Below are 21,447 nucleotides of genomic sequence, written 5' to 3'. Positions count from 1 at the left end.
TTGGGCTTTCGCCCGTACCTTTTGGCCATGGAAAAGCTGGCAACGCTGCTCTGGATACTCTTCGGCCTCGGCGCCTTCGTGTTTCGGCTGATAAAAAAAGCCCAGGAAACCACCGCCCGCGAAATGCAGGAGCGGCCGCGCCGCGCGCCGCACGACCCGCCCGCGCTGCCCACCGCCACTTTTCAGGAAATGCTGCGGCAAATGCAGGCGCGCAACGCCGCCGAGCCCGACACGCCCCGGCCCGTGGTGGTGCCTCCCGTGCCCCAGCCGGCGGCGCCCCACACGCTGGCCGGGCGGCCCATGCCGCGGGAAGTGGCGCGGCCGGCGCGCTCGCAGGAGCGCACCGCGGTGCCCCAACGCTCGCTGGAGGCCCCGGCCACGGCGCGGCCGCACAATGCGCCCGCGCCGCCGGCCCAACGCTCTTCGGGCCTTCCGCGGGCATCGGCCCGGCAGCCGCTTTTGGCAAAAGCAGAGGCGCCTGCGCCCGTGGCCACCGCCGAAGCCGTGCGCGAAATGCTGCGCCGGCCCGAGAGTGTGCGGGCCGCCTTTGTGCTGAGCGAAATATTTGCCCGCAAATACGAATAGACGCTGAGCCCTGGGGCAAGGATAAAGCCGCCAATGTTGCGTCACGCCCCCGTTAAGCCCTTTTTCTCACCTGCCGCTTATCAGTCTTGCGTCAGGGCGTAGGCCACGAGGTTGGCGCCCATGCGCAGGGCGGCTTCGTGGGTGGCGGGGGAATCTTCGGGGTAAGTGCCCACGTCTTCCCAGCCGTTGCCGAGGTCGCATTCGTAGCTGTAGAAGCACACCAAGCGGCCCTTGTAGAGCAGGCCAAAGCCCTGGGCACGCTTGCCGTCGTGCTCGTGCACCTTGGGCAGGCCCTTCGGGAACTGGTATTTCTGGTGGTAAACCGGGTGGGAGTAAGGCAGCTCGACAAATTCCAGTTCGGGAAATACCTTCTTCATCTCGGGGCGGATGAATTTATCGAGGCCGTAGTTGTCGTCGATGTGCAGGAAGCCGCCGCCGGTGAGGTAGCGGCGCAGGTTGCGGGCCTCGGCGGCCGTGAAGCTCACGTTGCCGTGCCCGGTCATGTGCACGAAGGGGTAGGTGAGGAGCTCGGGCGCGTCGAGCTCCACGGTGGCCTCGTCGGGCGCGATGTTGGTTTTCAGCGTCTGGTTGCAGAAGCTGATGAGGTTGGGCAAAGAGGTTTTGTTGGCGTACCAGTCGCCGCCGCCGCCGTAGTGCAGCTTGGCAATGCGGAAGCTGTAGGACGAAGGGCCGGCCGCGGTGAGCGTGAGCAGCAGCGCAGCGGTGAGCAGCAGGTGTTTCAGCATAGGAGTCGGCGCCAGGCTAGCCCTGACAGCCCTATAAAGTAACGGCCGAATGGGAAAGTTCAGGCTCCGTGGCGCCGAAAAGGCGGGAATTCACGGCAACTGTTGCTCCGGAGGCGTGCGGCTGGCTGCGCCGGTTTGGCCGGTGCCAAACAGCAGAAGCAGTTGAACTGTGGGCTCCATAAAGAGCCGCGTGGTCGAATCGAAGCGGGCCGCAGCAACTTTAACGCGTCCGAATTAGTAAGCGGAATCACGTTGAACTTCACGCTTGGCCCATGCATCGGCACTGTCACTTTCTTCTGCAAACCGCAACCTTGGCCCTTGCGCTGCTGCTCAGCACGGCCGCGTACGCGCAAACCAAAGTGGCCACCTACGCCGCTGGCAAGCCCGGCACCGACCAGTATGAAGAGTTAAGCTTCTGGGTAAAAGCCGGCAAGCGGGGCGATGTGTACTACGTGCGGGGCAAAGAGCGCAGCGAGCAGCAGGCCAACTACTTGCCCAAAACGGGCATGACCAACGGCTCCAGCTTCGCCATCCGCACGGGCGATGACCGCCTGTTCAGCATCATTCCCAGTGGCACCGCGTTGAAAGTGGCCAGCTCGGCCAACGACGCCCCCAAAACCTTCGTCTGGAAATACGAAGGCCCCGTGAACGGCGTCGGGACGTTCTGCCGGGAGTGCGCCGCCAGCCCTAAAGAAGCCATGCAGCTATTGCGCGCGTATTACCTCAAGTAGGCGCGCCCCTTGCCTGAAGTCTCAGGTTGTGGCGGCTGTATTTGCGCTGTGTGGCCGCCCGTCCAGCTAACTATGACCAACGAAGAGACCGCCGTCAAAGCCACGTATTTCAGCATTGCCGGCAACACCGGGCTGGCCTTGCTCAAGGGCCTGGCCGGCTATTTCGGCAATTCCTACGCCCTCGTGGCCGACGCCATCGAATCGACGGCCGACATATTTTCGTCGTTTCTGGTGCTGCTGGGCATCAAATACGCCAACCGGCCCGCCGACGACAACCACCCCTACGGCCACGGCCGCATCGAGCCGCTGGTAACCTTTTTGGTGGTGGGGTTTCTGATGACCTCAGCCACGGTAATTGCCTACGAAAGCATCCAAAACATTGGCACCCCGCACGCCCTGCCCAAGGCGTGGACGCTGCTGGTGCTGGGCGGCATCATTTGCTGGAAAGAACTATCGTTTCGGGCGGTGATGAAAAAGGCGGAGCTAACCAACAGCTCCTCGCTGAAAGCCGACGCCTGGCATCACCGCAGCGACGCCCTCACGTCGGTGGCCGCGTTTCTGGGCATCTCGTTTGCGCTGCTCATGGGCCCGGGCTACGAGGCCGCCGACGACTGGGCCGCCCTGCTGGCCGCCGGGTTGATTTTTTACAACAGCTACCACATTTTTCGCCCCGCTCTCGGCGAAATCCTCGACGAACACGTGCACGACGACCTGGTGGCCGACATCCGCCAGGTGGCCCTGACCGTGGACGGCGTGCTGGGCACCGAAAAATGCTTTGTGCGCAAAGCCGGCATGCAATACCACGTCGACCTCCACGCCACCGTGAGCGGCGACATCACCGTGCGCCAGGGCCACGAAATTGCTCACCGGCTGCAGGATGCGCTGCGCCGCGAGTTGCCACAGCTCGGCCACGTGCTCATTCACATCGAACCACAGGAGTAAGGGTTTTCCAATAAGGTGACGCACGCTGGTTAGCATATCACGTTCTTTCGATTCAGCAAGGTGGCACGCGGTGTTTGCAGAGCAGGCTTCCTTACCGTGCCACGCTGAACGCAATGCGCTTGGGCCGTTCTGCTTAGTATTGTAGCCTGCAATATTTACGCCGCTGCCGGCCGCCACGAAAACAGCCCTATGGAATTCAACAGCAAGAAGTTGGAGCGCACCTCGCGCGTGGTGTATTATGCCATTTCACTCATTCTGTGCGCTTTCCTGATTTTGCTGTCCAATCAGCTCATCGGCGACCTGGACACGGCCACCACCCGCCCGGAGTTCGATGGTTTTCTGAACGCTGACGCCGTGGCGGGCCTGCACCGCCGCCAAGCCAGCCTGCAAGCCGAGGTGCAACGCCTGCGCGACCGCAACGCGGTGGTGGAGCGCACCATGCTCACGGCCCAGCAGAACTACGCCAACGAAAAGCAGTCGTTCGAGAACTGGGTGAAAACCCGGAAAACCCTGGGCTCGCCCGACAAAGACGCGGAAGTGGTGAGCCGGGCCACGCGGCTCGATGAGTTTTATAAGGTGGAGCAAGCGTGGCGGGCGCAACTGGCGGCCCGGCAGGCGGCCATCGACGCCAAAGCGCGCCAACAGGCACGGCTGGAATCGCAGCTGGAGCGGGAAAATGAGCGAGCCGGCGAGAAATATGAGGCCGCGCTGAAGCGCTACGACCTGAAGGTGTTCCTGATTCGGCTGCTGTTTGTGGGGCCGGTGCTGGGCGTGGGCATCTTCTTTTTCATTCGCTACCGGCGGCACAAGTTTTGGCCGCTGTACATGGGGTTCACCCTGTTTTCGCTTTATGCCTTCTTCGTTGGCTTGGTGCCGTATCTGCCCAGCTACGGCGGCTACGTGCGCTCAGCGGTGGGCGTGGCGCTGTCGGTTGGGCTGGGCTACTACGCCATCAAAACCTTCCGGACCTACCTGGAGCGCAAGCAGCAAGAATTGCAAGCGTCCAGCCAGGAGCGGGCCAAGCACGTGCAGCTGGAAGCCGCCGAAAAAGCGTTGGAAAACCATTTTTGCCCGTCCTGCGGCAAAGAATTCATCTTGAAGAAATGGGAGTTTCCCCCGTCGGGCGATGCCAGCGCCACCTACAAGCTGGTGACGGATTTCTGCCGGCACTGCGGGTTGGAGCTGTTCTCAAACTGCCACAATTGCGGCAGCAAAAACTTCAGCCACCTGCCTTTTTGCGCCACCTGCGGCGCGCGGCCCCGCTCGGCCTCGCCTCAAGCCGTGGGCGCAGAAACGGTTTAGCTTGCGTGGCTAAGCAGAAACGCGGCGTGGACTGATGGCTTACGCCTGTGGGCGCTGCAGCTGCGCCGTGAATACCACCGCCAGCGCTGCCGTTTCGGTGCGCAGCCGCGAGGCGCCCAACGTTACCGGCCGGATGCCTTTTTCCTGCGCCAGCGCAATTTCCTGCGGCGTAAAATCTCCCTCCGGCCCGATGAGCACGCAGCAGCCGGGCCCGGTGCCTACCACCTGGGTCAGGGCTGTGCGCTCGCCCTCCTCTAGGTGCGCAATGAAAGTGGTTGCCGGGGCCACCGTTGCCACAAAAGCAGCGAAGTCGGTCAGCTCATCCAGCTGCGGCAGCCAAGCCTGGCCCGACTGTTTCATGGCGCTGACGGCAATTTTCTCCAGCCGCTCCAGTTTCAATGCGCGGCGCTCGGAGCGGGCGCAGCGCAGAAAGCTGATGCGCTCGACGCCCACTTCCACGGCTTTTTCCACGAACCATTCCATGCGGTCGAGGTTCTTGGTGGGGGCCACGGCCACGTGGGTGAAGTAGGGGCGGGGTGGCACCGTTTCGTGGCCGGTGATGCGCAGCTGGCAGCGCTTGGGGTTGGCGTCGGCCACGGCGGCCTGGTAGCGCCCGCCGCGGCCGTCGAGCAGCTCCACGGCGTCGCCGGTGCTCAGGCGCAGCACGCGCACGGCGTGTTTGCTTTCGTCTTCCGGCAGGGTGTAGGTGGGGCCGTCGAGGTCGGGGGCGAAGAAGGTGTGCATGGCCGCAAAGAACGGCAGCCGGTCCCAAAAGCCGATGTGCGGCCTTGGCGAGCAAAGCTCGGCCATAACGCGGCGTTTGGGCTTGGCGTACGCAAAAGCTCCACCTTTCCAGCTCCTTCCAACATGAATACTCCCCTGATTCCCCGCCCCCTGCACGGGGTGGCCGACTACCTCTACGTGCCCACGGTGGCGGCCGCGCCGGCGCTGTTTGGCTTTGCGCACGCCCGCACCCCCGCCCGGCTGGCCCGGCTCATCAGCGGCGGGGTGCTGGCCTCCACGCTCGTTACCCGCGCCGAATGGGGCGTGGTGAAGGCCATGCCCTACAAAACCCATTTGCTTCTGGACTTCGTGTCTGGCCTGGGGGCCATGGCGCTGCCTTGGCTGGCGGGCTTTTCCCGCAACCGTGCAGCTCGCAACACGTTTCTAACCATCGGGGCCATCAGCGTCGCGGCCGGACTGCTCTCGGGCGTTTTGGGCGATGCCGAAGAAATGCCGCTTGCCGCTGAGGAGTAAGGAGGCGTACCTGCGTCTTAGCGTGCGCCGTTCTGGCGGCTTCGTTCTGATTTCTCATAGGCCACCGCCCCCGGTCAACGCCGAGACGTGAGTACGCGACTCTACCCCCGTTTTATTCTGCCTTTCCACCTACAATTGCTTCATGAAAACCAACCTGAAAAAATTAAACGAGCAAGTCATCGTCATCACGGGCGCCACGTCGGGCATCGGCCTGGTGACGGCCCGCATGGCCGCCCGGCAGGGTGCCCGGCTGGTGCTCGCCGCCCGCAGCCAGGACGCGCTGCGCCGCTTATGCGAGGAAATAACCCAAACCGGTGGCCAGGCCATTTACGAAGTGGCCGACGTGAGCCAGCAGGCCGACGTGCAGCGCATTGCCCAGGCCGCCGAGCAGCGCTACGGCGGCTACGACACCTGGGTGAACAACGCCGGCGTGAGCATCTACGGCAAGCTGGAGCAGGTGCCCATTGAGGACATGCGCAAGCTGTTCGAGACCAATTTCTGGGGCGTCGTCTACGGCTCGCTGGAAGCGGCGCAGCACCTCAAGAAAAAAGGCGGGGCCATCATCAACGTGGGCAGCATCTTGTCCGACGTCACCGCCATTCTCCAAACCATCTACTCGGCCAGCAAGCACGCCGTGAAGGGCTTCAACGACGGCCTGCGCATGGAGCTGGAAATGGACGGTGCTCCGGTGGCCGTCACGCTCATCCAGCCCTCGTCCATCGACACGCCCTACACGGTGCACGCCAAAAACTACATGGACCGCGAAGCCAAGCACGGCCCGCCCGCCTACGCCCCCGACACCGTGGCCCGTGCCATTCTGCACGCCGCCGCCACGCCGGAGCGCGACATCGTGGTGGGCGGCGGCGGCCGTGCCTTCATCGGCCTGCAGCGCTGGACGCCCACGCTCTTCGACCAGTACATGGAAAAAGCCTTCGCCAAGCAAGAAAAGGCCGACGACGCCCCGCGCCCCCTGGCCCAAAACGGCCTCGACCGCGCCGCCGGCGCGCTCCGCGAGCGGGGCAACTACCCCGGCTACACCCGCGAAACCAGCTTCTACACCGAAGCCGTGACGGCCGGCAGCCCGGCCCTGCGCACGGCCCTGCTGGCCGGGGCCGGCGTGGCCCTGGCCGCCTGGCTGAACCGCAGCACCATCAAGAAACAACTGGATAAGCGGCGGCAATAGTCGCAGCAGACGCTAAGTGAGAATGTCAAGTAGCGGCTAGAGATACTGGATACATGGCAAAAGCCCCGTCGGCTGCAACCGACGGGGCTTTTTGGTGAGTGAACTACTGCGGAAGCTTACGCCTCTACTGCCACGCGGGGGGCCCCGGCCAGGATTTCCTCGTTGGCAAACTCGGCGTACTTCTTAAAGTTTTCGACGAACTTCTCGGCCAGGTCCGAGGCGGTTTTGTCGTAGGCTTCTTTGTCGGCCCAGGTGTTGCGCGGGTCCAGAATTTCGGAGGGCACGCCGGGCACGGCGCCGGGCACCATCATGCCGAAGACGGGGTGCTTGGTGAACTTCACGTCGTCGAGCTGGCCATTCAGCGCGGCCGTAATCATGGCGCGGGTGTAGGGCAGCTTCATGCGCGAGCCGGTGCCGTAGCTGCCGCCGGTCCAGCCGGTGTTGATGAGCCACACGTTGATGTCGGGGTTTTCGTCCATTTTCTGGCCCAGCATCTCGGCGTACTTGGTGGGATGCAGCGGCAGGAACACGGCGCCGAAGCAGGCCGAGAACGTAGTCTGCGGCTCGGTCACGCCCATTTCGGTGCCGGCCACCTTGGCCGTGTAGCCGCTCATGAACAGGTACATGGCGTGGCTCTTATCGAGCTTGCTGATGGGCGGAATCACGCCGAAGGCATCGGCCGTGAGGAAGAAAATGTTCTTCGGGGCATCGGCCACGCCGGGCTCGATGGCGTTCGGGATGAAGTTGATGGGGTAGGCGGTGCGCGTGTTTTCGGTCACCGACTTGTTGGCGTAATCCACGGTGTGGGTGCCGGGGATGAAGCGCGTGTTCTCCACGATGGCGCCGAAGCGGATGGCGTCGTAAATCTCGGGCTCCTTCTCCTTGCTCAGGTCGATTACTTTGGCGTAGCAGCCGCCTTCGAAGTTGAAGATGCCTTCGTCGGGCGTCCAGCCGTGCTCGTCGTCGCCGATGAGGCCGCGGTTGGGGTCGGCCGAGAGCGTCGTTTTGCCCGTGCCCGACAGACCGAAGAAGATGGCCGTGTCGCCGTCCTTGCCCACGTTGGCCGAGCAGTGCATGCTCAGCGTGTTGTGCTCGTGGGGCAGCAGGTAGTTCAGCACGCCGAAGATGCCTTTTTTCATCTCGCCGGCGTAGCCCGTGCCGCCAATCAGAATCATCTTCTTGGTGAAGTTGATGATGGCGAAGTTGGGCTGGCGGGTGCCGTCCACAGCCGGGTCGGCCTCGAACCCGGGCGCGCAGATGATGCTGAAATCAGGCGTCCAGGAGGTGTCAGCGCCTTCTTCAGGGCGTAGGAACATGTTATAGCAAAACAGGTTGTGCCAGGCCTGCTCGTTCACCACGCGCAGCTTGAGCTGGTAGTCGGGGTTGGCGCCGGCGTAAGCTTCGCGCACGTAAAGCTCTTTGTCGGCCAGGTAGGCCACCATTTTCTGGTGCAGCTGGTCGAATTTCTCGGGGGCGAAGGGGATGTTGATGTCGCCCCACCACACGCTCTCGGCGGTGTTTTCGTCTTTCACCACAAACCGGTCTTTGGGCGAGCGGCCGGTGAACTTGCCGGTGTCGGCCATCAGCGCGCCGGTATCGGTGAGGTGGCCTTCGCCGTTGCGCAGGGCGTGCTCCACGAGCGCAGCGGGCGTCAAATTGAGGTGAACGGTGGCGGTTTCGGTGAAGCCCAGAGGCTGCAAACGATTGTGGGCCGTGGCGGCAAGGGTGGGAGCTTGTTGCATGGCTATAAAGGGGTTAGGGGGAGGTTCTTGCGAAAGAGGATACAAAGGTAGAATTGCCGGGCCCAAGGGCACTGAAACAATTCATTTCTTTAACGGGACAAATTAAACCATGCCATCGGTGGGCCTTACATTTGTGCACCACATACGGCTAAACGGGGCCGTAGGGATGGGAATAATTTAACGCCTTGCTCGCCTAAGGTTTTCTTTGTCCCTGTTTTTTGTCGCGTCATGGCCACGGAAATTGCCCGCTACAACGGAATCTACGGTGACCACAAGGCCCAGATTTCGCACGATTACCTGCAGAGCCAGCTCATTGTGCCCCGCCAGCGCGTCACCGACTGGGGCCTGAAGCCGCACCTGCACGAAAATCTCTTTCAATTATTCTTTCTGGAGGCCGGGCGGGCTTCTTTTGGCGCGCCCGAGCCGGTGGAGCTGCGCACGCCGTGCCTGGTCATCATCCCGGCCAATACGGTGCACGGCTTCACGTTCAGCCCGCAGGTGAAGGGCCGCACCCTCACCTTATCGGAGGCCTTGCTCGACACCATTCTGCAAGCCACGCCGGGCGTGCTGGTCGAGCTAAACTCGGTGCACATCCTGTCCGATTTCAACTCCGAAGTCCGCTTTGCCGACTTGCAAGACCTGGAGCAGCAGATTCACGAAGAAATCAACTCCGACCTGCCCGGCAAGCAACTGGCCCTGAACGGCTATTTCAAGCTGCTTTTTGTGAAGATTTACCGCCTGCTGCAGCACAACCGCCGCCAGCAGGAGAGCCCCAACCGCGCGTTGCACTACTTCCGCGAGTTTCAGAAGGCCGTGGAGCGCACCGCGCCCTTCGAGAAAAAAATATCTGAGTTTGCCCGCGAGCTGAAGATTACGCAAGTGCACCTGAACCGCATTTGCCAGGCCGTGAAAGGCAAAACGGCCCAGCAGATAGTGCAGGCGCACACCATTCGGCGGGCGCACAACTACCTGCTCTACACCTCGCTTTCGGTGGCCGAAATTGCCTACGAGCTGCAGTTTGTCGACCCGGGGTATTTCACCCGTTTTTTCCGCAAGCAAACCGGGCTGGCGCCGGCCGCCTACCGGGCCAAAGCCTACCGGAGCGATGCCGCCAAGCCCGGCAAGGCCGAGCTGAGCGAAGGGTAGCCGGGCAATCAGGCCGCCGCCTTGCCGGGCCGGGCCAGCCCCATTAATGCCGAAACTTTCCTAGATTTACCGTGCCCGCATTGCACTACTGTTGCAATGATTGAGGTTCTGGCCTTTTCGCATCTCATTTCTCACCCCTTGTTTCCCCCTATGCAAACCATCCCCGCTCAGACCGAGCAGCCGCTCGCCGCGGAATCAACGAGCCACCCCAAGGGCCTGTACCTGCTGTTCGCCACCGAAATGTGGGAGCGGTTCAGCTACTACGGCATGCGCGCCGTGCTCGTGCTGTTCCTCACCAAGGCCATGATGATGGACAAGGCCTTTGCGTCCAAGTTCTACGGCGGCTACACCAGTTTGGTGTACCTCACGCCGCTCATCGGCGGCTTCATCTCGGACCGGTACTGGGGCAACCGGCGTTCCATCCTCACGGGTGGTTTGCTGATGGCGCTGGGGCAGTTTACGCTGTTTTTCTCGGCTTCCAACTATGGCGCGGCCGAAAGCCACGCCCTCAGCCACTGGCTGCTGTACCTGGGCCTGGGCGTGATGATTGTGGGAAACGGCTTCTTCAAGCCCAATATTTCTTCGATGGTGGGCTCGCTCTACGCGCCGGCCGACAAGCGCAAGGACGCCGCCTACACCATCTTCTACATGGGCATCAACCTGGGCTCGTTCATCGGCAACACCATCACCAGCCTCATCGGCGACACCGGCAACCCCGCCGATTTCCGCTGGGCGTTCCTGGCCTGCGGCGTCGCCATGCTGCTGGGCACGGTGATTTTCAACTGGGGCAAGGAGAAGTACCTGCACACGCCGGATGGCACCCAAGTGGGCCAGACGCCCGCCATTTCGGGCGGCGTGATGGGCGTGTACGCTTTGCTGCCCGTGCTGCTGGCCATCATCCTGGGCATTCTGTGGCTCGATTCGGCCAAATTCCCCACCATTGCGCCGCTGCTGGGCGTGGCCGTGCTGGGCATCGCCTTCATGATTTTCAGCGACAAATCCCTGAGCGGGGCCGATGTCAAGGGCATCATGGTGATTTTCATCGTGTCGTTTTTTGTAGTGTTCTTCTGGGCGGCGTTCGAGCAGGCTCCGGCCTCGCTCACGTTCTTCGCCGATGAGCAGATGAACCGCACCATCTTCGGCTACACCCTGCCGGCCAGCATTTTCCAGAACCTCAACGCCATTTTCGTAGTGGTGGGAGCCCCCATCATGGCCGCCGTCTGGACGGCCCTGGGCCGCCGCGGCGCCGAGCCGCCGTCCCCCCTCAAAATGGCCATTGGCCTGGCCCTGTTGGCCGCCGGCTACTTGGTGATGTGCTTTGGCGTGCACAACCTGCAGCCCGGCGTGAAGGTGAGCATGTTCTTCCTGGTGGCGCTGTATTTCCTGCACTCGGTGGGCGAGCTGTGCTTGTCGCCCATCGGCCTCTCGCTGGTGAACAAGCTGGCCCCGGTGAAATTTGCCTCGCTGCTGATGGCCGTGTGGTTCCTGGCCAACGCTGCCGCCAACTACCTGGCCGGCTACATGAGCAGCCTCTACCCGGACCCGAAATCGAACGCCACGCCGGAAATCCTCGGCTACCACATCACCAACCTCTACGACTTCTTCATGGTCTTCGTGGTTTCGGCCGCGGTGGCCGCTGGCATTTTGTTCCTCATCAGCGGCAAGCTGGCCAAGATGATGGACGCCCGCAACTACCCTGCGCCCGCTGCACAGGCGTAAGGCAGCGTTGTTTTCAATTTTCCACCAAGAAGCCCCCGGCCCTGCTGCGTCGGGGGCTTCTTGTTTGGGGTGGGGCGTTCATATTGGCGAGACTCGTGGCTTTGGATGGGCAACGTTTATGAGCAGGCCGTGAGAGGAATACTGCCGATTTTTTATTTTGCAGGGCCTTTCAACTGACCTCTTTTTCTATGAAACAATTTCTATTCTACTGCCTGTGGCTGAGCGTGCTGTGCGCCCAAGGCCAAGCGCCACGCTTCTGGGACCCCGCCAGTACCAACTCCCATTACGAAGCCCTCAAGCGTCAGCTAAGCACTCCGGCTACTACCCCAGCGGCGCTGCCTTCCGCGGGCATACAACAAAGCGCCGCGTCCACCGTGGCCCGCCCGGCTTGCTTTGAGCCTTTCGACACCACGGCCGCCGGGGGCTGGAGCAGCCTGGGCCGCAACGACGACACTTCTTTTGGGCCCGTTTCCTTAGGCTGGAATTTCTCGCTTTTCGGCGCTTTGTACAGCGAGGTGTACATCAACAACAACGGCAACATCACCTTCGATGCGCCATACGGTTCCTTCAACGCCCAGGACTTTCCTTTAGCTAGGCCCATGATTGCGCCGTTTTGGGCGGATGTGGATACCCAAAACCCCGCCAGCGGCACCGTGTGGTACAAGGTATTTCCGGACCGGCTGGTGGTGGTATGGAACAAGGTGGGCTACTTCAATCGCAAAGCCGATAAGAAAAACACCTTCCAACTGGTCATGAAGGCCAACACGGCGCCCAGCTTTTCCGGCAACGACGTGCTGTTTGCCTACGACGACATGCAGTGGACCACCAGCGATGCCTCAAGCGGCACGGGCGGTTTCGGTGGCATTCCGGCGTCTGTGGGCGTCAACAAAGGCAATAGCGTCGACTACATCCAGACCGGGAGATTTAACCTTAGCGGCAGCTTGGCACCGAACACTTCTTTTTCGGGCAATCCCGGCGGCGTCGACTGGCTGGACGGGCAATGCCTGGGCTACCGCGTGCGCGACGCCGGCAACGTGCCGCCCGCCGTGGCCGGGTTGCCGGCTGGCAACCTGCTCACCGTGAACCAGGGGCAGACCGTGGTGCTGCCCCTCCAGTTTTCGGGCCCGGAGACCGACGAGACGGTTTCCGTGTCGTCCAATTTCAACAGCGCGACGTTTTGCAACGCTACGGTGGGCGTGGCGGGCAACGGCGGCACCAACCCCACGCTGACGTTCTCAGTAACCGGCGCGCCCTGCAACGTGGGCACCCGCACCATCAATTTTACGGCCACCGACAACGGCCTGCCCGCGCCCGCGCAGGCCACCTTTGCCCTCACCGTGGTGGTGAACCCGGCCAACGGGCAATGGACTGGCGCCGCAAACACCGCCTACACCAACCCGGCGAACTGGAACAACAACACCGTGCCCGCCGCCACCGACAACGTGACCATCCCGGCCGGCGTGCCCAACATGCCCGTGCTGAGTACCAGCGCCGCCGTGGGCAGCCTGACCGTGGCCACCGGGGCCTCGCTCACGGTGGCCAGCGGCGGCGCCCTCAGCCTGAGCGGTGCCCTCACCAACAACGGCACCATCGGCGGGGCGGGCACCTTGCTCACCGCCGGCAGCGCCGCCCAGAGCTTTGGGGGCTCCAATGGCCTGCGCATTGCCAACCTAACAGTGGGCACCGCGGGCGTGCAGCTTGGCCGCCCGCTGGTCGTGACGCGCCTGCTGACGCTGAACGGCAACCTGACGTCCAACGGTAACCTGACCTTGGCGGCCGACGCCAGCGGCACGGCCATGGCGGTAAACAACGGCGCGGCCGCGGTGCTGGGCACCGCCACGGTACAGTGCTACCTCGACCCTGCGCTAAACCCGGGCCTGGGCTATCGCCACCTGGCCGCGCCCGTGGCCAATACCACGCTGGCCGACCTGACCACTGCCGGCTTCGCGCCCGTGGTAAACCCGGCCTACAACGGCGCCGCGAACCCCGGCCAGGTGACGCCCTTCCCCAATATTTTCTCCTATAACCAAGCCCTGGTGGCCGCCACCGGCAACGGTGCCACGGCCGACTTCGACAAGGGCTGGGTGTCGCCGGCCGCCACCACCGAGGCCCTGACGCCCGGCCGGGGCTACACCGTAAACCTAGCCGCCGGCCAAACCATCGATTTCGTGGGCACCCTGGGCAACGGGTCCGTTACGATTGGCGCCCTCGGCCGCGGCGTGCCGGCCCAGGCCGGTTGGCACTTGCTTGGCAACCCGTACCCGGCGCCCATCAACTGGACGCAGGCCTTTGCCGGGGCCTCGGGGCTCGATAATGCCGTGCACGTCTACAAATCGAGCGGGCCATACGCCGGTACCTACGCCAGCTACGTCAACGGCGTGGGCACCAACGGGGGCACTAACATTATCGGCTTGGGGCAGGGCTTCTTCGTGCGCGCCAGCACGCCCGGCGCCACCGCCAGCCTCAACCTGAGCAACGCTGCCCGCCTCAGCACCTACACCTCAGCCGCCCCGCAGCGTGGTACCGTCGAAACCCGCCTGCTGCTCCAGCTAAGCCTAAGCGGGGCCGGGGCCACCGACCAAGCCGCCCTATACTTCGAAACCGGTGCTACTGCGGGTTTCGATGCCGCTTTCGATGCGCCCAAGCTCACGGCCGGCCACCCCGTGCAGCTGGCCCTCGACGATGTGGCCGGCCCCCTGGCCATCAGCGGCCGGCCGCTGCTCGGCAACGCGCCGCTGACGGTGCCGCTGGCCGTGCGCGTAGCCCAGGCCGGCATCTACACGCTACGCGCCGACGAGCTGCTGAACCTGCCCGCCGGCGCCACCGTGCAGCTGCGCGACGCCCTGACTGGCACCGTCACGCCGCTGACGCTCCAGGCCACCTACACCTTCACCGCCGATGCCTCGCTGGCCGGGCCGCGTTTCTCGCTCATTTTCCAGCGCGGCCCGGCCCTGGCCACTGCCTCGGCCCAGCTGAGCGCCCAGGTTTCGGTGTTCCCCAACCCGGCCCATCAGCAGCTGTGGCTGGTCGTGCCCGGCAGCGCGCAGGCCGTCAGTGTAAGATTGGTCAATGCGCTGGGCCAGCTGGTGCTGCGCCAGGAACTGCCCGTAGCGCGTGGTGCCGGTGCGCAAGCCCTGGCCGTGGGCCATGCGGCGCCCGGCGTGTACACCCTCCACGTGGCCCTGCCCGAAGGCGTGGTGACGAAGCGCGTCGTTATTGAGTAGCGGGAGTTAGCGTAGTTAATGGCCCCACTCGCGCCGTGCCACTCCGTGCTCCAAACCAACAAAAAAGCCCCGCCGGCAATGCCAGCGGGGCTTTTCTATTCCTAACAGCGGGAGGCTGCCAGCGGCTCGACTTACATCATGCCGCCCATACCACCCATGCCGCCCATGCCGCCATCGCCGTGGCTATGGCCGCTTTCTTTGGGCTCGGGCTCATCCGAAATCACGGCTTCGGTCGTCAGCAGCAGGCCGGCGATGGAAGCAGCGTTTTCGAGGGCCAGACGGGTCACCTTGGTGGGGTCGATGATGCCAGCGGCCACCAGGTTTTCGTACCGGTCTTCGCGGGCGTTGTAGCCGTAGTCGCCTTTGCCTTCGATAACCTTCTGCACCACTACCGAGCCTTCGCCACCGGCGTTCTGCACGATGGTGCGCAGGGGAGCCTCCAGGGCCGTGCGGATGATGTTCACACCGGTCCGCTCGTCGGCGTTGATGGTGTCGACACCGGCCAGCGCCTCCAGGGCGCGCACCAGGGCCACGCCGCCGCCGGGCACCACGCCTTCCTCAACGGCGGCGCGGGTGGCATGCAGGGCGTCGTCCACCCGGTCTTTCTTCTCTTTCATTTCCACCTCGGTGCTGGCACCGATGTAGAGAATGGCCACACCGCCGCTCAGTTTGGCCAGGCGCTCTTGCAGCTTCTCCTTGTCGTAGTCCGACGTGGTGGTTTCCATCTGGGCCTTAATCTGGGCCACGCGGCCGCTGATGGCGTCTTTCGAGCCCTTGCCGTTCACGATGGTCGTGTTGTCCTTGTCGATGATGATTTTCTCCGCCGTACCGAGGTATTCCAGGGTGGCGTTTTCGAGCTTGTAGCCCTGCTCTTCGCTGATAACGGTACCGCCCGTGAGGGTGGCAATGTCTTCGAGCATGGCCTTGCGGCGGTCGCCGAAGCCAGGAGCCTTCACGGCGGCAATTTTCAGCGAGCCGCGCAGCTTGTTCACCACCAGGGTGGCGAGGGCTTCGCCGTCCACGTCTTCCGAAATAATGACGAGGGGCTTGCCGGTTTGCAGCACTTGCTCCAACACGGGCAGCAGCTCCTTCATGGTGCTCACCTTCTTGTCGTAGATGAGGACGAAGGGCGAGTCGAACTCAACCTCCATTTTCTCGGGGTTGGTTACGAAGTAGGGGGAGAGGTAGCCGCGGTCGAACTGCATGCCTTCCACCGTTTTTACTTCGGTTTCGGTGCCACGGGCTTCTTCCACGGTGATGACGCCTTCCTTGCCCACTTTCTCCATGGCGTCGGCAATCATCTTCCCGATTTCGGCGTCGTTGTTGGCCGAAATGGTGCCCACCTGGGCAATTTCCGCCGAGTTTTCAATCTTCTTCGACTGCGACTTCAGGTTGGCCACCACGGCCAGCACGGCCTTGTCGATGCCGCGCTTCAAGTCCATGGGGTTGGCACCGGCGGCCACGTTTTTCGAGCCGGCCGTGTAGATGGCCTGGGCCAGTACCGTAGCCGTCGTGGTGCCGTCACCGGCCTGGTCGGCCGTTTTCGAGGCCACTTCTTTCACGAGCTGGGCGCCCATGTTCTCGATGGGGTCGCGCAGCTCAATCTCCTTGGCCACGGTCACGCCGTCCTTGGTGATGGAGGGGGCGCCGAATTTCTTGTCAATGATGACGTTGCGGCCTTTCGGACCGAGGGTCACTTTCACGGCGTTGGCGAGTTTATTCACGCCGGCTTGTAGGCGGGCGCGGCCCTCCACGTCAAATTGGATGTTCTTAGCCATTTCTGGGAACTGAAGTAAGTAAGGTTAATAGGTGTTTTGGAATCTTCGCGGGCTAGGCCTGACGGCTTAGAGCACGGCGAAAATGTCCGACTCGCGCATGATGAGCAGGTCTTCGCCGTCGACGGTGATTTCGGTGCCGGCGTATTTGCCGTACAGCACCTGGTCGCCCACCTTCACCTGGGGCTTGATGAGCGAGCCGCTGTCAGCGGTTTTGCCTTCGCCTACGGCCACCACTTCACCGCGCTGGGGCTTCTCCTTGGCCGTATCGGGGATGATGATGCCGGATTTGGTTTTTTCCTCGGCGGCGGCGGCGCGAACAATGACGCGGTCGGCCAGCGGTTTCATGCTAAGTGCCATTCTGTGTGTGTTTGGGTTAGGTAAGATGTAAAATCAGGGTCTAGGCCCCCTCGTCATTTCCCGTGCCAGCCCCGGAAACCTGACAAAATGGGCAGTTTTTAGGAACTTTCGTGGCAGGGCCCCAGGACAAACACGCCTTGCGTGAAGCAAACTTGACAAGAATGCGACAGCTTAGCCAAGCCGCAAACGAAAAAGCCGGCGCTCCGCGGGGGAAGCACCGGCTTTTGCATCGGAAGCGCGAAGTGCGCGCTGGCTTATTGCTGGTTGGCCGGAGCCGGCGTGGCGGGCTGAGCCGGAGCCGTTGTGGGCGCGGTCGTGGTGCCGGCCGGAGCCTGCGCACCTGCGGGGGCCGGGGCGCCGGGAGCGGGGGCTGAAGGCGCCGGCAGCTTGGTTTCGAGGGCACGCTGCTGGTTGATGCTGCGAGCGGGGCCGCCGCCGGTCGACGTCAGCATGTGCGAGCCGAGCGACAGCACCACCAAACCAATGGCAAAGCCCCAAGTCAGTTTCTCCAGCAGGTCGCCGGTGCGCTTCACGCCCATCATGCTGGCGGCGCCGCCGGCGCTAAACTGGCTCGAAATTCCGCCTCCTTTGGGGTTTTGGGCCAGCACCACCAAGGCCAGCAGGAAGCACACGAGAAGAATGAGAACGATGAGTGCGATGTACATGTAGAGAAATAAAACAAAGAGGCGATTTACGCCGAAGGTTGCAAAGATTGTATTTGGGCCGCAAAGTACGCCATTTTTTCCGGCTGTTTCACCATCAGCTTCTCATAAATCTCAATGGCTCGAGCGGTTTTGCCCTGGCGCACAAAGATGCGGGCGAGGCTTTCAGACACCAGGTCGGGCTCGGCGCGGGTACTGCGCACGCTCAGGTCGGCCTGCGTGGTGGGCGAGGGCGGCAGCATGGCCGGCCGCGTGAGGCGCGGCTGGCGCTTCAGGAAGTTGTTGATGAGGTCGAGCGACGAGGGCAGCGCCGGGGTCGGCGGACGGTGCGTCGCCCAATGGTCGAGTAGCAGCGGGTCGGGTTCGAAGAAGGCCCCGGCGGGCGGTAGCGGCGTCGCCGGGGGCTGGCCGTCGGCCCCGGCGGGCGAGGTATTCTCGTTGGCCCCGACTTTGTCAGTCAGCAGGTTGAGTAGTTGCAAGGAGAAGCCCAGGCGGCTGCTTTCGCCGTAGCCGTAGCCAACGGCCTCGTCGCCGGTGAAGGCGGCCGGGGTGAGTGCAGGGGCCTCTGGGGTAGCCCCGCTGCCCACCGACAGGAAGTCGGCCGGAGCAGCCGGGCCGGCCAGGCTCAGGGTGACGGCAGCGGCGGCCCATTCGTCTACCAGGCCCGGCAGCTCATAGGCCGGCGGGGGCGGGGGCGGCTCGGCCAGCCCGAATTCAAAGCGGGCCTCGCCTACTTCGACCGGGGGCCGAATGGCGGGAGCCTGCGCGGGCAGGTCGGGCTCTTCGGCTAGCTCGGTGGGAGTTTCCATCTCCGGCGTTGGCGAGGCAGCCGAAATATCTACGCCTTCCTGGTCAACCAGAACCGGCGTCAGGGCGGCCTCAACAGCCACAGAAGGCGTGGGGTTTTCCTCTGGCGCAGCATCCGGCTCAGGCTCGGCCAGTGCCTCTGCAACGGGCGGCGAGGCAGGTTCCTCGGCAATCGGAACGTCGGCAATGAGCTCCGGGACTGACTCCGTCACCGGTTCCAGCACCGGTTCTGGAGCAACCTTAGCGGGCTCGGCTGCCGGTACCGTCGGGGTAGCCTCCGCGGGCTGCGCTTCGGCAGCAGGTGCTACCTCTGCAGCAGGGGCGGTAATTGGAATGGGCGCGGCCGGCGTCTCAATAGCAGCAGTTTCGACGACTGGCAGCGGCGCGATGGCAACGGGTGCGGCCGTAACCCGCTCGGCCGGCTCCTGGGCAACGGGCGGCTCGGCGGTGACTGGTTCGGTAGTGGGCACCGCTATTTCCGGCATTGTTTCCGGCGCGGGGGCCGGCTCTACTTCCTCAATCAGGCGGCGGAGCAAGGCCCGGTCGGCGGCGTAGGTAGCGGCGCGGCGCAGGCGCTGGCCGGCCAGCATGGTGCCCTGGTCGTGCGCGGCTTTGGCCAGCAGCAGGTGGGCCGTTTGGCAATACGGAAACGCCTGGGCCAGCTGCTCCAACTCGCGCACTTCCGCCTGGCCGAGGGCCGTGGGACGGGCAAGAACTTGCAAAAGCGTGGCGCGGGTCACGGGGCTAAACGGGCGTTAATAGAGCAGAAGCGAACAGGCAAATTCCTGAAATTCGCTGTATCGGCGCAAGAATGGGGCCGCAACATTACGTCAATTTACGCAAATACCCGCGCGCTTGCGCCACAACAAAATGGGGACGAGCCAACCTCGCCTGTGGCAATTGCCTCACCGGTTGAGGCTTATCGAACCGCGGCTTGCATCTGCCTACCAGTTGGCCACCGATTTATTGAAAATATCGGTGATGATTTTGTTCGTCGTGGTGCGCACGGCGTTGGGGTCGTTGTTAATCGTGGCGATGTTGCGGTCGGCCGCAAAGTCATCGAAGTTCTGAAACACCTGCTCGAAGCTCTGCTTGTCGTCTTTAGAATTGGTGAAGCGAATCTTGACCTGGATGGTGAGGCGGTTGGAGCCGGCCTGGCTCACGCCGCCCACTTGCTGAATGGCTGCCGGAGCAAAATCATAGGCAATGATGTTGCCGTCGAACTGCAGGTCGCCGTCGCGCGGCACCAGCTTGAGGTTGGTGTTGCGCTGGAAATAGTCCTTCAAATCCTCGGTGAAGCGCTGCGTCAGAAAGGCCGGGCCCATCGGCGCGTTGTTCTGAATGGTGGAGATGGAGATGGTGCGCACCGCTGGGTCGATGTTGGTGCCATTGAATGAGTAGATGCCGCAGCTGGTCAGCACGCTGCAAACTACCAGCCACAAGCCGCAAGCCAGTACGCGACACCAGTTGTTCAACTTGCTAAAAGCAAGTGACTTGTGACTAATAGCTTGCAGTGCCGATTCAAACTTGCTCCAGGTCATATTGCTTCAGTTTGCGGTACAGCGTGCGCTCCGAGATGCCCAAGTCGTGAGCAGCGTACTTGCGCTTGTTGTTGTGCTTTTTCAACGCCTTGAGTATCATCTCGCGTTCCTTCACGTCGAGAGACAGGGTTTCTTCCTCGGTTTCGTGCGGAATATCCTCTACCGGAGCCTCGTCGTCGTAGCCGGTGGTAGGCTCGGTGTTGTAGGTGTTCGGCGCAGGCGGCAGGAAGTATTCGGCCCCGGCGTTGCCGTCAAACGCGCCGGCGGCGCCGGTATTGCTGAAGAGGTGACTGTTTTGCCGCAGCAATTCCTGGGCCTCGTGGGGGCGTTGGCCGGTGGCCAGCTCCAGCACCATTTTCTTGAGGTCCGTCATGTCGCGGCGCATGTCGAACAGGATTTTGTAGAGCAGGTCCCGCTCCGAATAGCCGGCCGCCGACCCTTCGGGGGCGCCGGGGCCCAGCAGCATGGGCAGGCGGCTGGTCTGGTCCTGCGGCAGGTAGGGCGCCAGCCGCCGGGCGTCGAGCTCGCGCTCGGTTTCCAGCACCGAAATCTGCTCGGCAATATTCTTGAGCTGGCGGATGTTGCCAGGGAAGCGGAAGCGAGTCAGCGCCTGCACCGCATCGGGCGTCAGGGTGATGGGGCGGGTGCGGTACCGTTCGGCCGAATCGGAAGCAAACTTGCGGAAAAGCAGGTAGATGTCCTCGCCCCGCTCACGCAACGGTGGGACCGTGATGGGCACCGTGTTCAGGCGGTAGTATAGGTCTTCGCGGAAGGTGCCGGCCTGCACGCGGTCAAGCAGGTTGACGTTGGTGGCGGCCACCACGCGCACGTCGGTTTTCTGCACCTTGCTGGAGCCCACGCGAATAAACTCACCATTTTCCAGCACGCGCAGCAGGCGGGCCTGCGTGCCGAGCGGCATCTCGCCGATTTCGTCCAGGAAGATGGTGCCGCCGTTGGTAACCTCGAAATAGCCTTTGCGGGCCTCATTGGCGCCGGTGAAGGAGCCTTTTTCGTGGCCGAACAGCTCGGAGTCGATGGTGCCTTCGGGAATGGCGCCGCAGTTAATGGCGATGAACTGCCCGTGCTTGCGCGGCGACAAGGCGTGGATAATCTTGGAAAACGACTCCTTGCCCGACCCGCTTTCGCCGGTGATGAGCACCGTCATATCGGTGGGCGCCACCTGGGCGGCCACCTGAATGGCGTAGTTCAGCGCCGGCGCGTTGCCGATGATGCCGAACCGGAGCTTAATGGATTGGATTTCAGAAGGTGTCAAAGCTAGCTAGTTGTCCGTTGTCAGTTGTTAGTTGTCCGTTGTCAGAGAAGTACCTGGGGGCATCTTCGGCAACTTGTGATGCTGGTAGCAGGGAGCGGTAGTAGCGGATAAAGCCCTGCAGTAGCTTTTTGCAATCCGTCACTGCAGCCAGCAATTCCTGAAGTTCTATTTCAGCTAAATAGGCTAAATCGCGAGCTAGATAGGATTGGGTCTCTACTTCAAACAAGGAGCCCCTGGCAACAAACAGAAACTGCAGTGTGTCGCGGGTATGCTGCCGTCCGCAGCCTTCGGCGATGTTCGAAGGAGTAGAAACCGCTGCCCGGCGCATTTGATTGGTCAAGCCAAACAGCTCTTCCTTCGGAAACTGTTTGGTCAATTCATAAACTCGTTTAATCAGTTGCCGACTTTGCAGCCAAACACTCAATTCGGTATAAGACCTTTCCATCCGATAG

General features: G+C 62.7%; 19 protein-coding genes. 9 read left to right on the top strand and 10 right to left on the bottom strand.

The genetic code is table 11. The features are described from left to right. Nucleotides 1–27 precede the first annotated feature (27 nt). Nucleotides 28–585: a flagellar biosynthesis protein FlhF gene (locus tag JAO73_RS10340; protein ID WP_198976972.1), complete on the top strand. Its 558-nt coding sequence runs from the start codon at nt 28–30 to the stop codon at nt 583–585. A gap of 80 nt (nt 586–665) precedes the next feature. Here the strand turns inward: JAO73_RS10340 and JAO73_RS10335 are convergent, their stop codons facing one another. Then, the gene (locus JAO73_RS10335; protein WP_190922191.1) at nt 666–1,331 is read right to left on the bottom strand and encodes a DUF4159 domain-containing protein; all 666 of its coding nucleotides are present in this window, start codon (nt 1,329–1,331) and stop codon (nt 666–668) included. Between the two features lie 311 nt (nt 1,332–1,642). On the opposite strand from JAO73_RS10335, the gene JAO73_RS10330 reads away from it, so the two are divergent. From JAO73_RS10330 to JAO73_RS10320, 3 genes are all read left to right on the top strand, one after another. Further along, on the top strand, nt 1,643–2,062 hold the full coding sequence (locus JAO73_RS10330; RefSeq protein ID WP_198976971.1) for a hypothetical protein: 420 nt from the start codon (nt 1,643–1,645) through the stop codon (nt 2,060–2,062). Between the two features lie 72 nt (nt 2,063–2,134). Continuing rightward, nucleotides 2,135–3,004: a cation diffusion facilitator family transporter gene (locus tag JAO73_RS10325; RefSeq protein ID WP_198976970.1), complete on the top strand. Its 870-nt coding sequence runs from the start codon at nt 2,135–2,137 to the stop codon at nt 3,002–3,004. Nucleotides 3,005–3,193: 189 nt separating this feature from the next. Beyond that, entirely contained in the window at nt 3,194–4,306 is a 1,113-nt protein-coding gene (locus tag JAO73_RS10320) for a zinc ribbon domain-containing protein (RefSeq protein ID WP_198976969.1), read from the top strand. 39 nt (nt 4,307–4,345) lie between these two features. Here JAO73_RS10320 and JAO73_RS10315 read toward each other — a convergent pair whose 3' ends face one another. Further along, on the bottom strand, nt 4,346–5,050 hold the full coding sequence (locus JAO73_RS10315) for a 16S rRNA (uracil(1498)-N(3))-methyltransferase (protein WP_198976968.1): 705 nt from the start codon (nt 5,048–5,050) through the stop codon (nt 4,346–4,348). A 123-nt stretch (nt 5,051–5,173) separates the two neighbouring features. On the opposite strand from JAO73_RS10315, the gene JAO73_RS10310 reads away from it, so the two are divergent. Next, on the top strand, nt 5,174–5,563 hold the full coding sequence (locus JAO73_RS10310; RefSeq protein ID WP_198976967.1) for an SPW repeat domain-containing protein: 390 nt from the start codon (nt 5,174–5,176) through the stop codon (nt 5,561–5,563). Nucleotides 5,564–5,705: 142 nt separating this feature from the next. After that, complete coding sequence (locus tag JAO73_RS10305; RefSeq protein ID WP_198976966.1) at nt 5,706–6,746, top strand: SDR family oxidoreductase; 1,041 nt, start codon at nt 5,706–5,708, stop codon at nt 6,744–6,746. Between the two features lie 116 nt (nt 6,747–6,862). On the opposite strand, the gene pckA is transcribed toward JAO73_RS10305, so the two are convergent. After that, nucleotides 6,863–8,488: a phosphoenolpyruvate carboxykinase (ATP) gene (gene pckA, locus JAO73_RS10300; RefSeq protein WP_198976965.1), complete on the bottom strand. Its 1,626-nt coding sequence runs from the start codon at nt 8,486–8,488 to the stop codon at nt 6,863–6,865. Between the two features lie 228 nt (nt 8,489–8,716). Here pckA and JAO73_RS10295 point away from each other — a divergent pair, with 228 nt between their 5' ends. The 3 genes from JAO73_RS10295 (at nt 8,717) to JAO73_RS10285 (ending at nt 14,577) form a co-directional block, all read left to right on the top strand. Then, nucleotides 8,717–9,634 (top strand): AraC family transcriptional regulator, encoded by a 918-nt coding sequence (locus tag JAO73_RS10295; protein ID WP_190922200.1) that lies wholly within the window; start codon nt 8,717–8,719, stop codon nt 9,632–9,634. Between the two features lie 150 nt (nt 9,635–9,784). Next, a complete protein-coding gene (locus JAO73_RS10290; protein WP_190922201.1) occupies nt 9,785–11,353 on the top strand; it encodes a peptide MFS transporter in 1,569 nt (522 codons plus the stop codon). Between the two features lie 188 nt (nt 11,354–11,541). Continuing rightward, nucleotides 11,542–14,577 carry a DUF8693 domain-containing protein gene (locus JAO73_RS10285; RefSeq protein WP_198976964.1) on the top strand — a complete coding sequence of 1,012 codons (3,036 nt, stop codon included), beginning with the start codon at nt 11,542–11,544 and terminating at the stop codon, nt 14,575–14,577. Nucleotides 14,578–14,708: 131 nt separating this feature from the next. Here the strand turns inward: JAO73_RS10285 and groL are convergent, their stop codons facing one another. From groL to JAO73_RS10250, 7 genes are all read right to left on the bottom strand, one after another. After that, on the bottom strand, nt 14,709–16,355 hold the full coding sequence (gene groL / locus JAO73_RS10280) for a chaperonin GroEL (RefSeq protein WP_198976963.1): 1,647 nt from the start codon (nt 16,353–16,355) through the stop codon (nt 14,709–14,711). A 66-nt stretch (nt 16,356–16,421) separates the two neighbouring features. Beyond that, nucleotides 16,422–16,712 (bottom strand): co-chaperone GroES, encoded by a 291-nt coding sequence (groES, locus tag JAO73_RS10275; protein WP_068195400.1) that lies wholly within the window; start codon nt 16,710–16,712, stop codon nt 16,422–16,424. Nucleotides 16,713–16,966: 254 nt separating this feature from the next. After that, nucleotides 16,967–17,377: a preprotein translocase subunit SecG gene (secG, locus tag JAO73_RS10270; protein ID WP_198976962.1), complete on the bottom strand. Its 411-nt coding sequence runs from the start codon at nt 17,375–17,377 to the stop codon at nt 16,967–16,969. Nucleotides 17,378–17,403: 26 nt separating this feature from the next. Then, nucleotides 17,404–18,921, bottom strand: a complete 1,518-nt coding sequence (locus tag JAO73_RS10265; RefSeq protein WP_198976961.1) for a DUF8458 domain-containing protein — start codon at nt 18,919–18,921, stop codon at nt 17,404–17,406. A 204-nt stretch (nt 18,922–19,125) separates the two neighbouring features. Continuing rightward, nucleotides 19,126–19,602, bottom strand: a complete 477-nt coding sequence (locus JAO73_RS10260) for an LptE family protein (protein ID WP_317191216.1) — start codon at nt 19,600–19,602, stop codon at nt 19,126–19,128. Nucleotides 19,603–19,702: 100 nt separating this feature from the next. Then, complete coding sequence (locus tag JAO73_RS10255) at nt 19,703–20,995, bottom strand: sigma-54 interaction domain-containing protein (RefSeq protein ID WP_198976960.1); 1,293 nt, start codon at nt 20,993–20,995, stop codon at nt 19,703–19,705. Continuing rightward, nucleotides 20,982–21,440, bottom strand: coding sequence for a four helix bundle protein (locus tag JAO73_RS10250; protein ID WP_198976959.1), 459 nt, complete (start codon nt 21,438–21,440; stop codon nt 20,982–20,984). Before JAO73_RS10250 ends, JAO73_RS10255 begins: the two co-directional genes overlap by 14 nt. Between the last annotated feature and the right edge of the window lie 7 nt (nt 21,441–21,447).

Origin of the sequence: Hymenobacter miniatus (assembly GCF_016427455.1) — a bacterium.
GTDB classification, from domain to species: domain Bacteria; phylum Bacteroidota; class Bacteroidia; order Cytophagales; family Hymenobacteraceae; genus Hymenobacter; species Hymenobacter armeniacus.
The sequence above is the reverse complement of the archived record's forward strand: the minus strand, read 5'-3'. Positions and strand labels throughout refer to the sequence as shown.

Coding starts and splice junctions, on each gene's coding strand:
- JAO73_RS10340 (WP_198976972.1), top strand. CDS start 28: ATGGAAAAGCTGGCAACGCTGCTCTGGATACTCTTCGGCCTCGGCGCC.
- JAO73_RS10335 (WP_190922191.1), bottom strand. CDS start 1,331: ATGCTGAAACACCTGCTGCTCACCGCTGCGCTGCTGCTCACGCTCACC.
- JAO73_RS10325 (WP_198976970.1), top strand. CDS start 2,135: ATGACCAACGAAGAGACCGCCGTCAAAGCCACGTATTTCAGCATTGCC.
- JAO73_RS10320 (WP_198976969.1), top strand. CDS start 3,194: ATGGAATTCAACAGCAAGAAGTTGGAGCGCACCTCGCGCGTGGTGTAT.
- JAO73_RS10315 (WP_198976968.1), bottom strand. CDS start 5,050: ATGCACACCTTCTTCGCCCCCGACCTCGACGGCCCCACCTACACCCTG.
- JAO73_RS10310 (WP_198976967.1), top strand. CDS start 5,174: ATGAATACTCCCCTGATTCCCCGCCCCCTGCACGGGGTGGCCGACTAC.
- JAO73_RS10305 (WP_198976966.1), top strand. CDS start 5,706: ATGAAAACCAACCTGAAAAAATTAAACGAGCAAGTCATCGTCATCACG.
- pckA (WP_198976965.1), bottom strand. CDS start 8,488: ATGCAACAAGCTCCCACCCTTGCCGCCACGGCCCACAATCGTTTGCAG.
- JAO73_RS10295 (WP_190922200.1), top strand. CDS start 8,717: ATGGCCACGGAAATTGCCCGCTACAACGGAATCTACGGTGACCACAAG.
- JAO73_RS10290 (WP_190922201.1), top strand. CDS start 9,785: ATGCAAACCATCCCCGCTCAGACCGAGCAGCCGCTCGCCGCGGAATCA.
- JAO73_RS10285 (WP_198976964.1), top strand. CDS start 11,542: ATGAAACAATTTCTATTCTACTGCCTGTGGCTGAGCGTGCTGTGCGCC.
- groL (WP_198976963.1), bottom strand. CDS start 16,355: ATGGCTAAGAACATCCAATTTGACGTGGAGGGCCGCGCCCGCCTACAA.
- groES (WP_068195400.1), bottom strand. CDS start 16,712: ATGGCACTTAGCATGAAACCGCTGGCCGACCGCGTCATTGTTCGCGCC.
- secG (WP_198976962.1), bottom strand. CDS start 17,377: ATGTACATCGCACTCATCGTTCTCATTCTTCTCGTGTGCTTCCTGCTG.
- JAO73_RS10250 (WP_198976959.1), bottom strand. CDS start 21,440: ATGGAAAGGTCTTATACCGAATTGAGTGTTTGGCTGCAAAGTCGGCAA.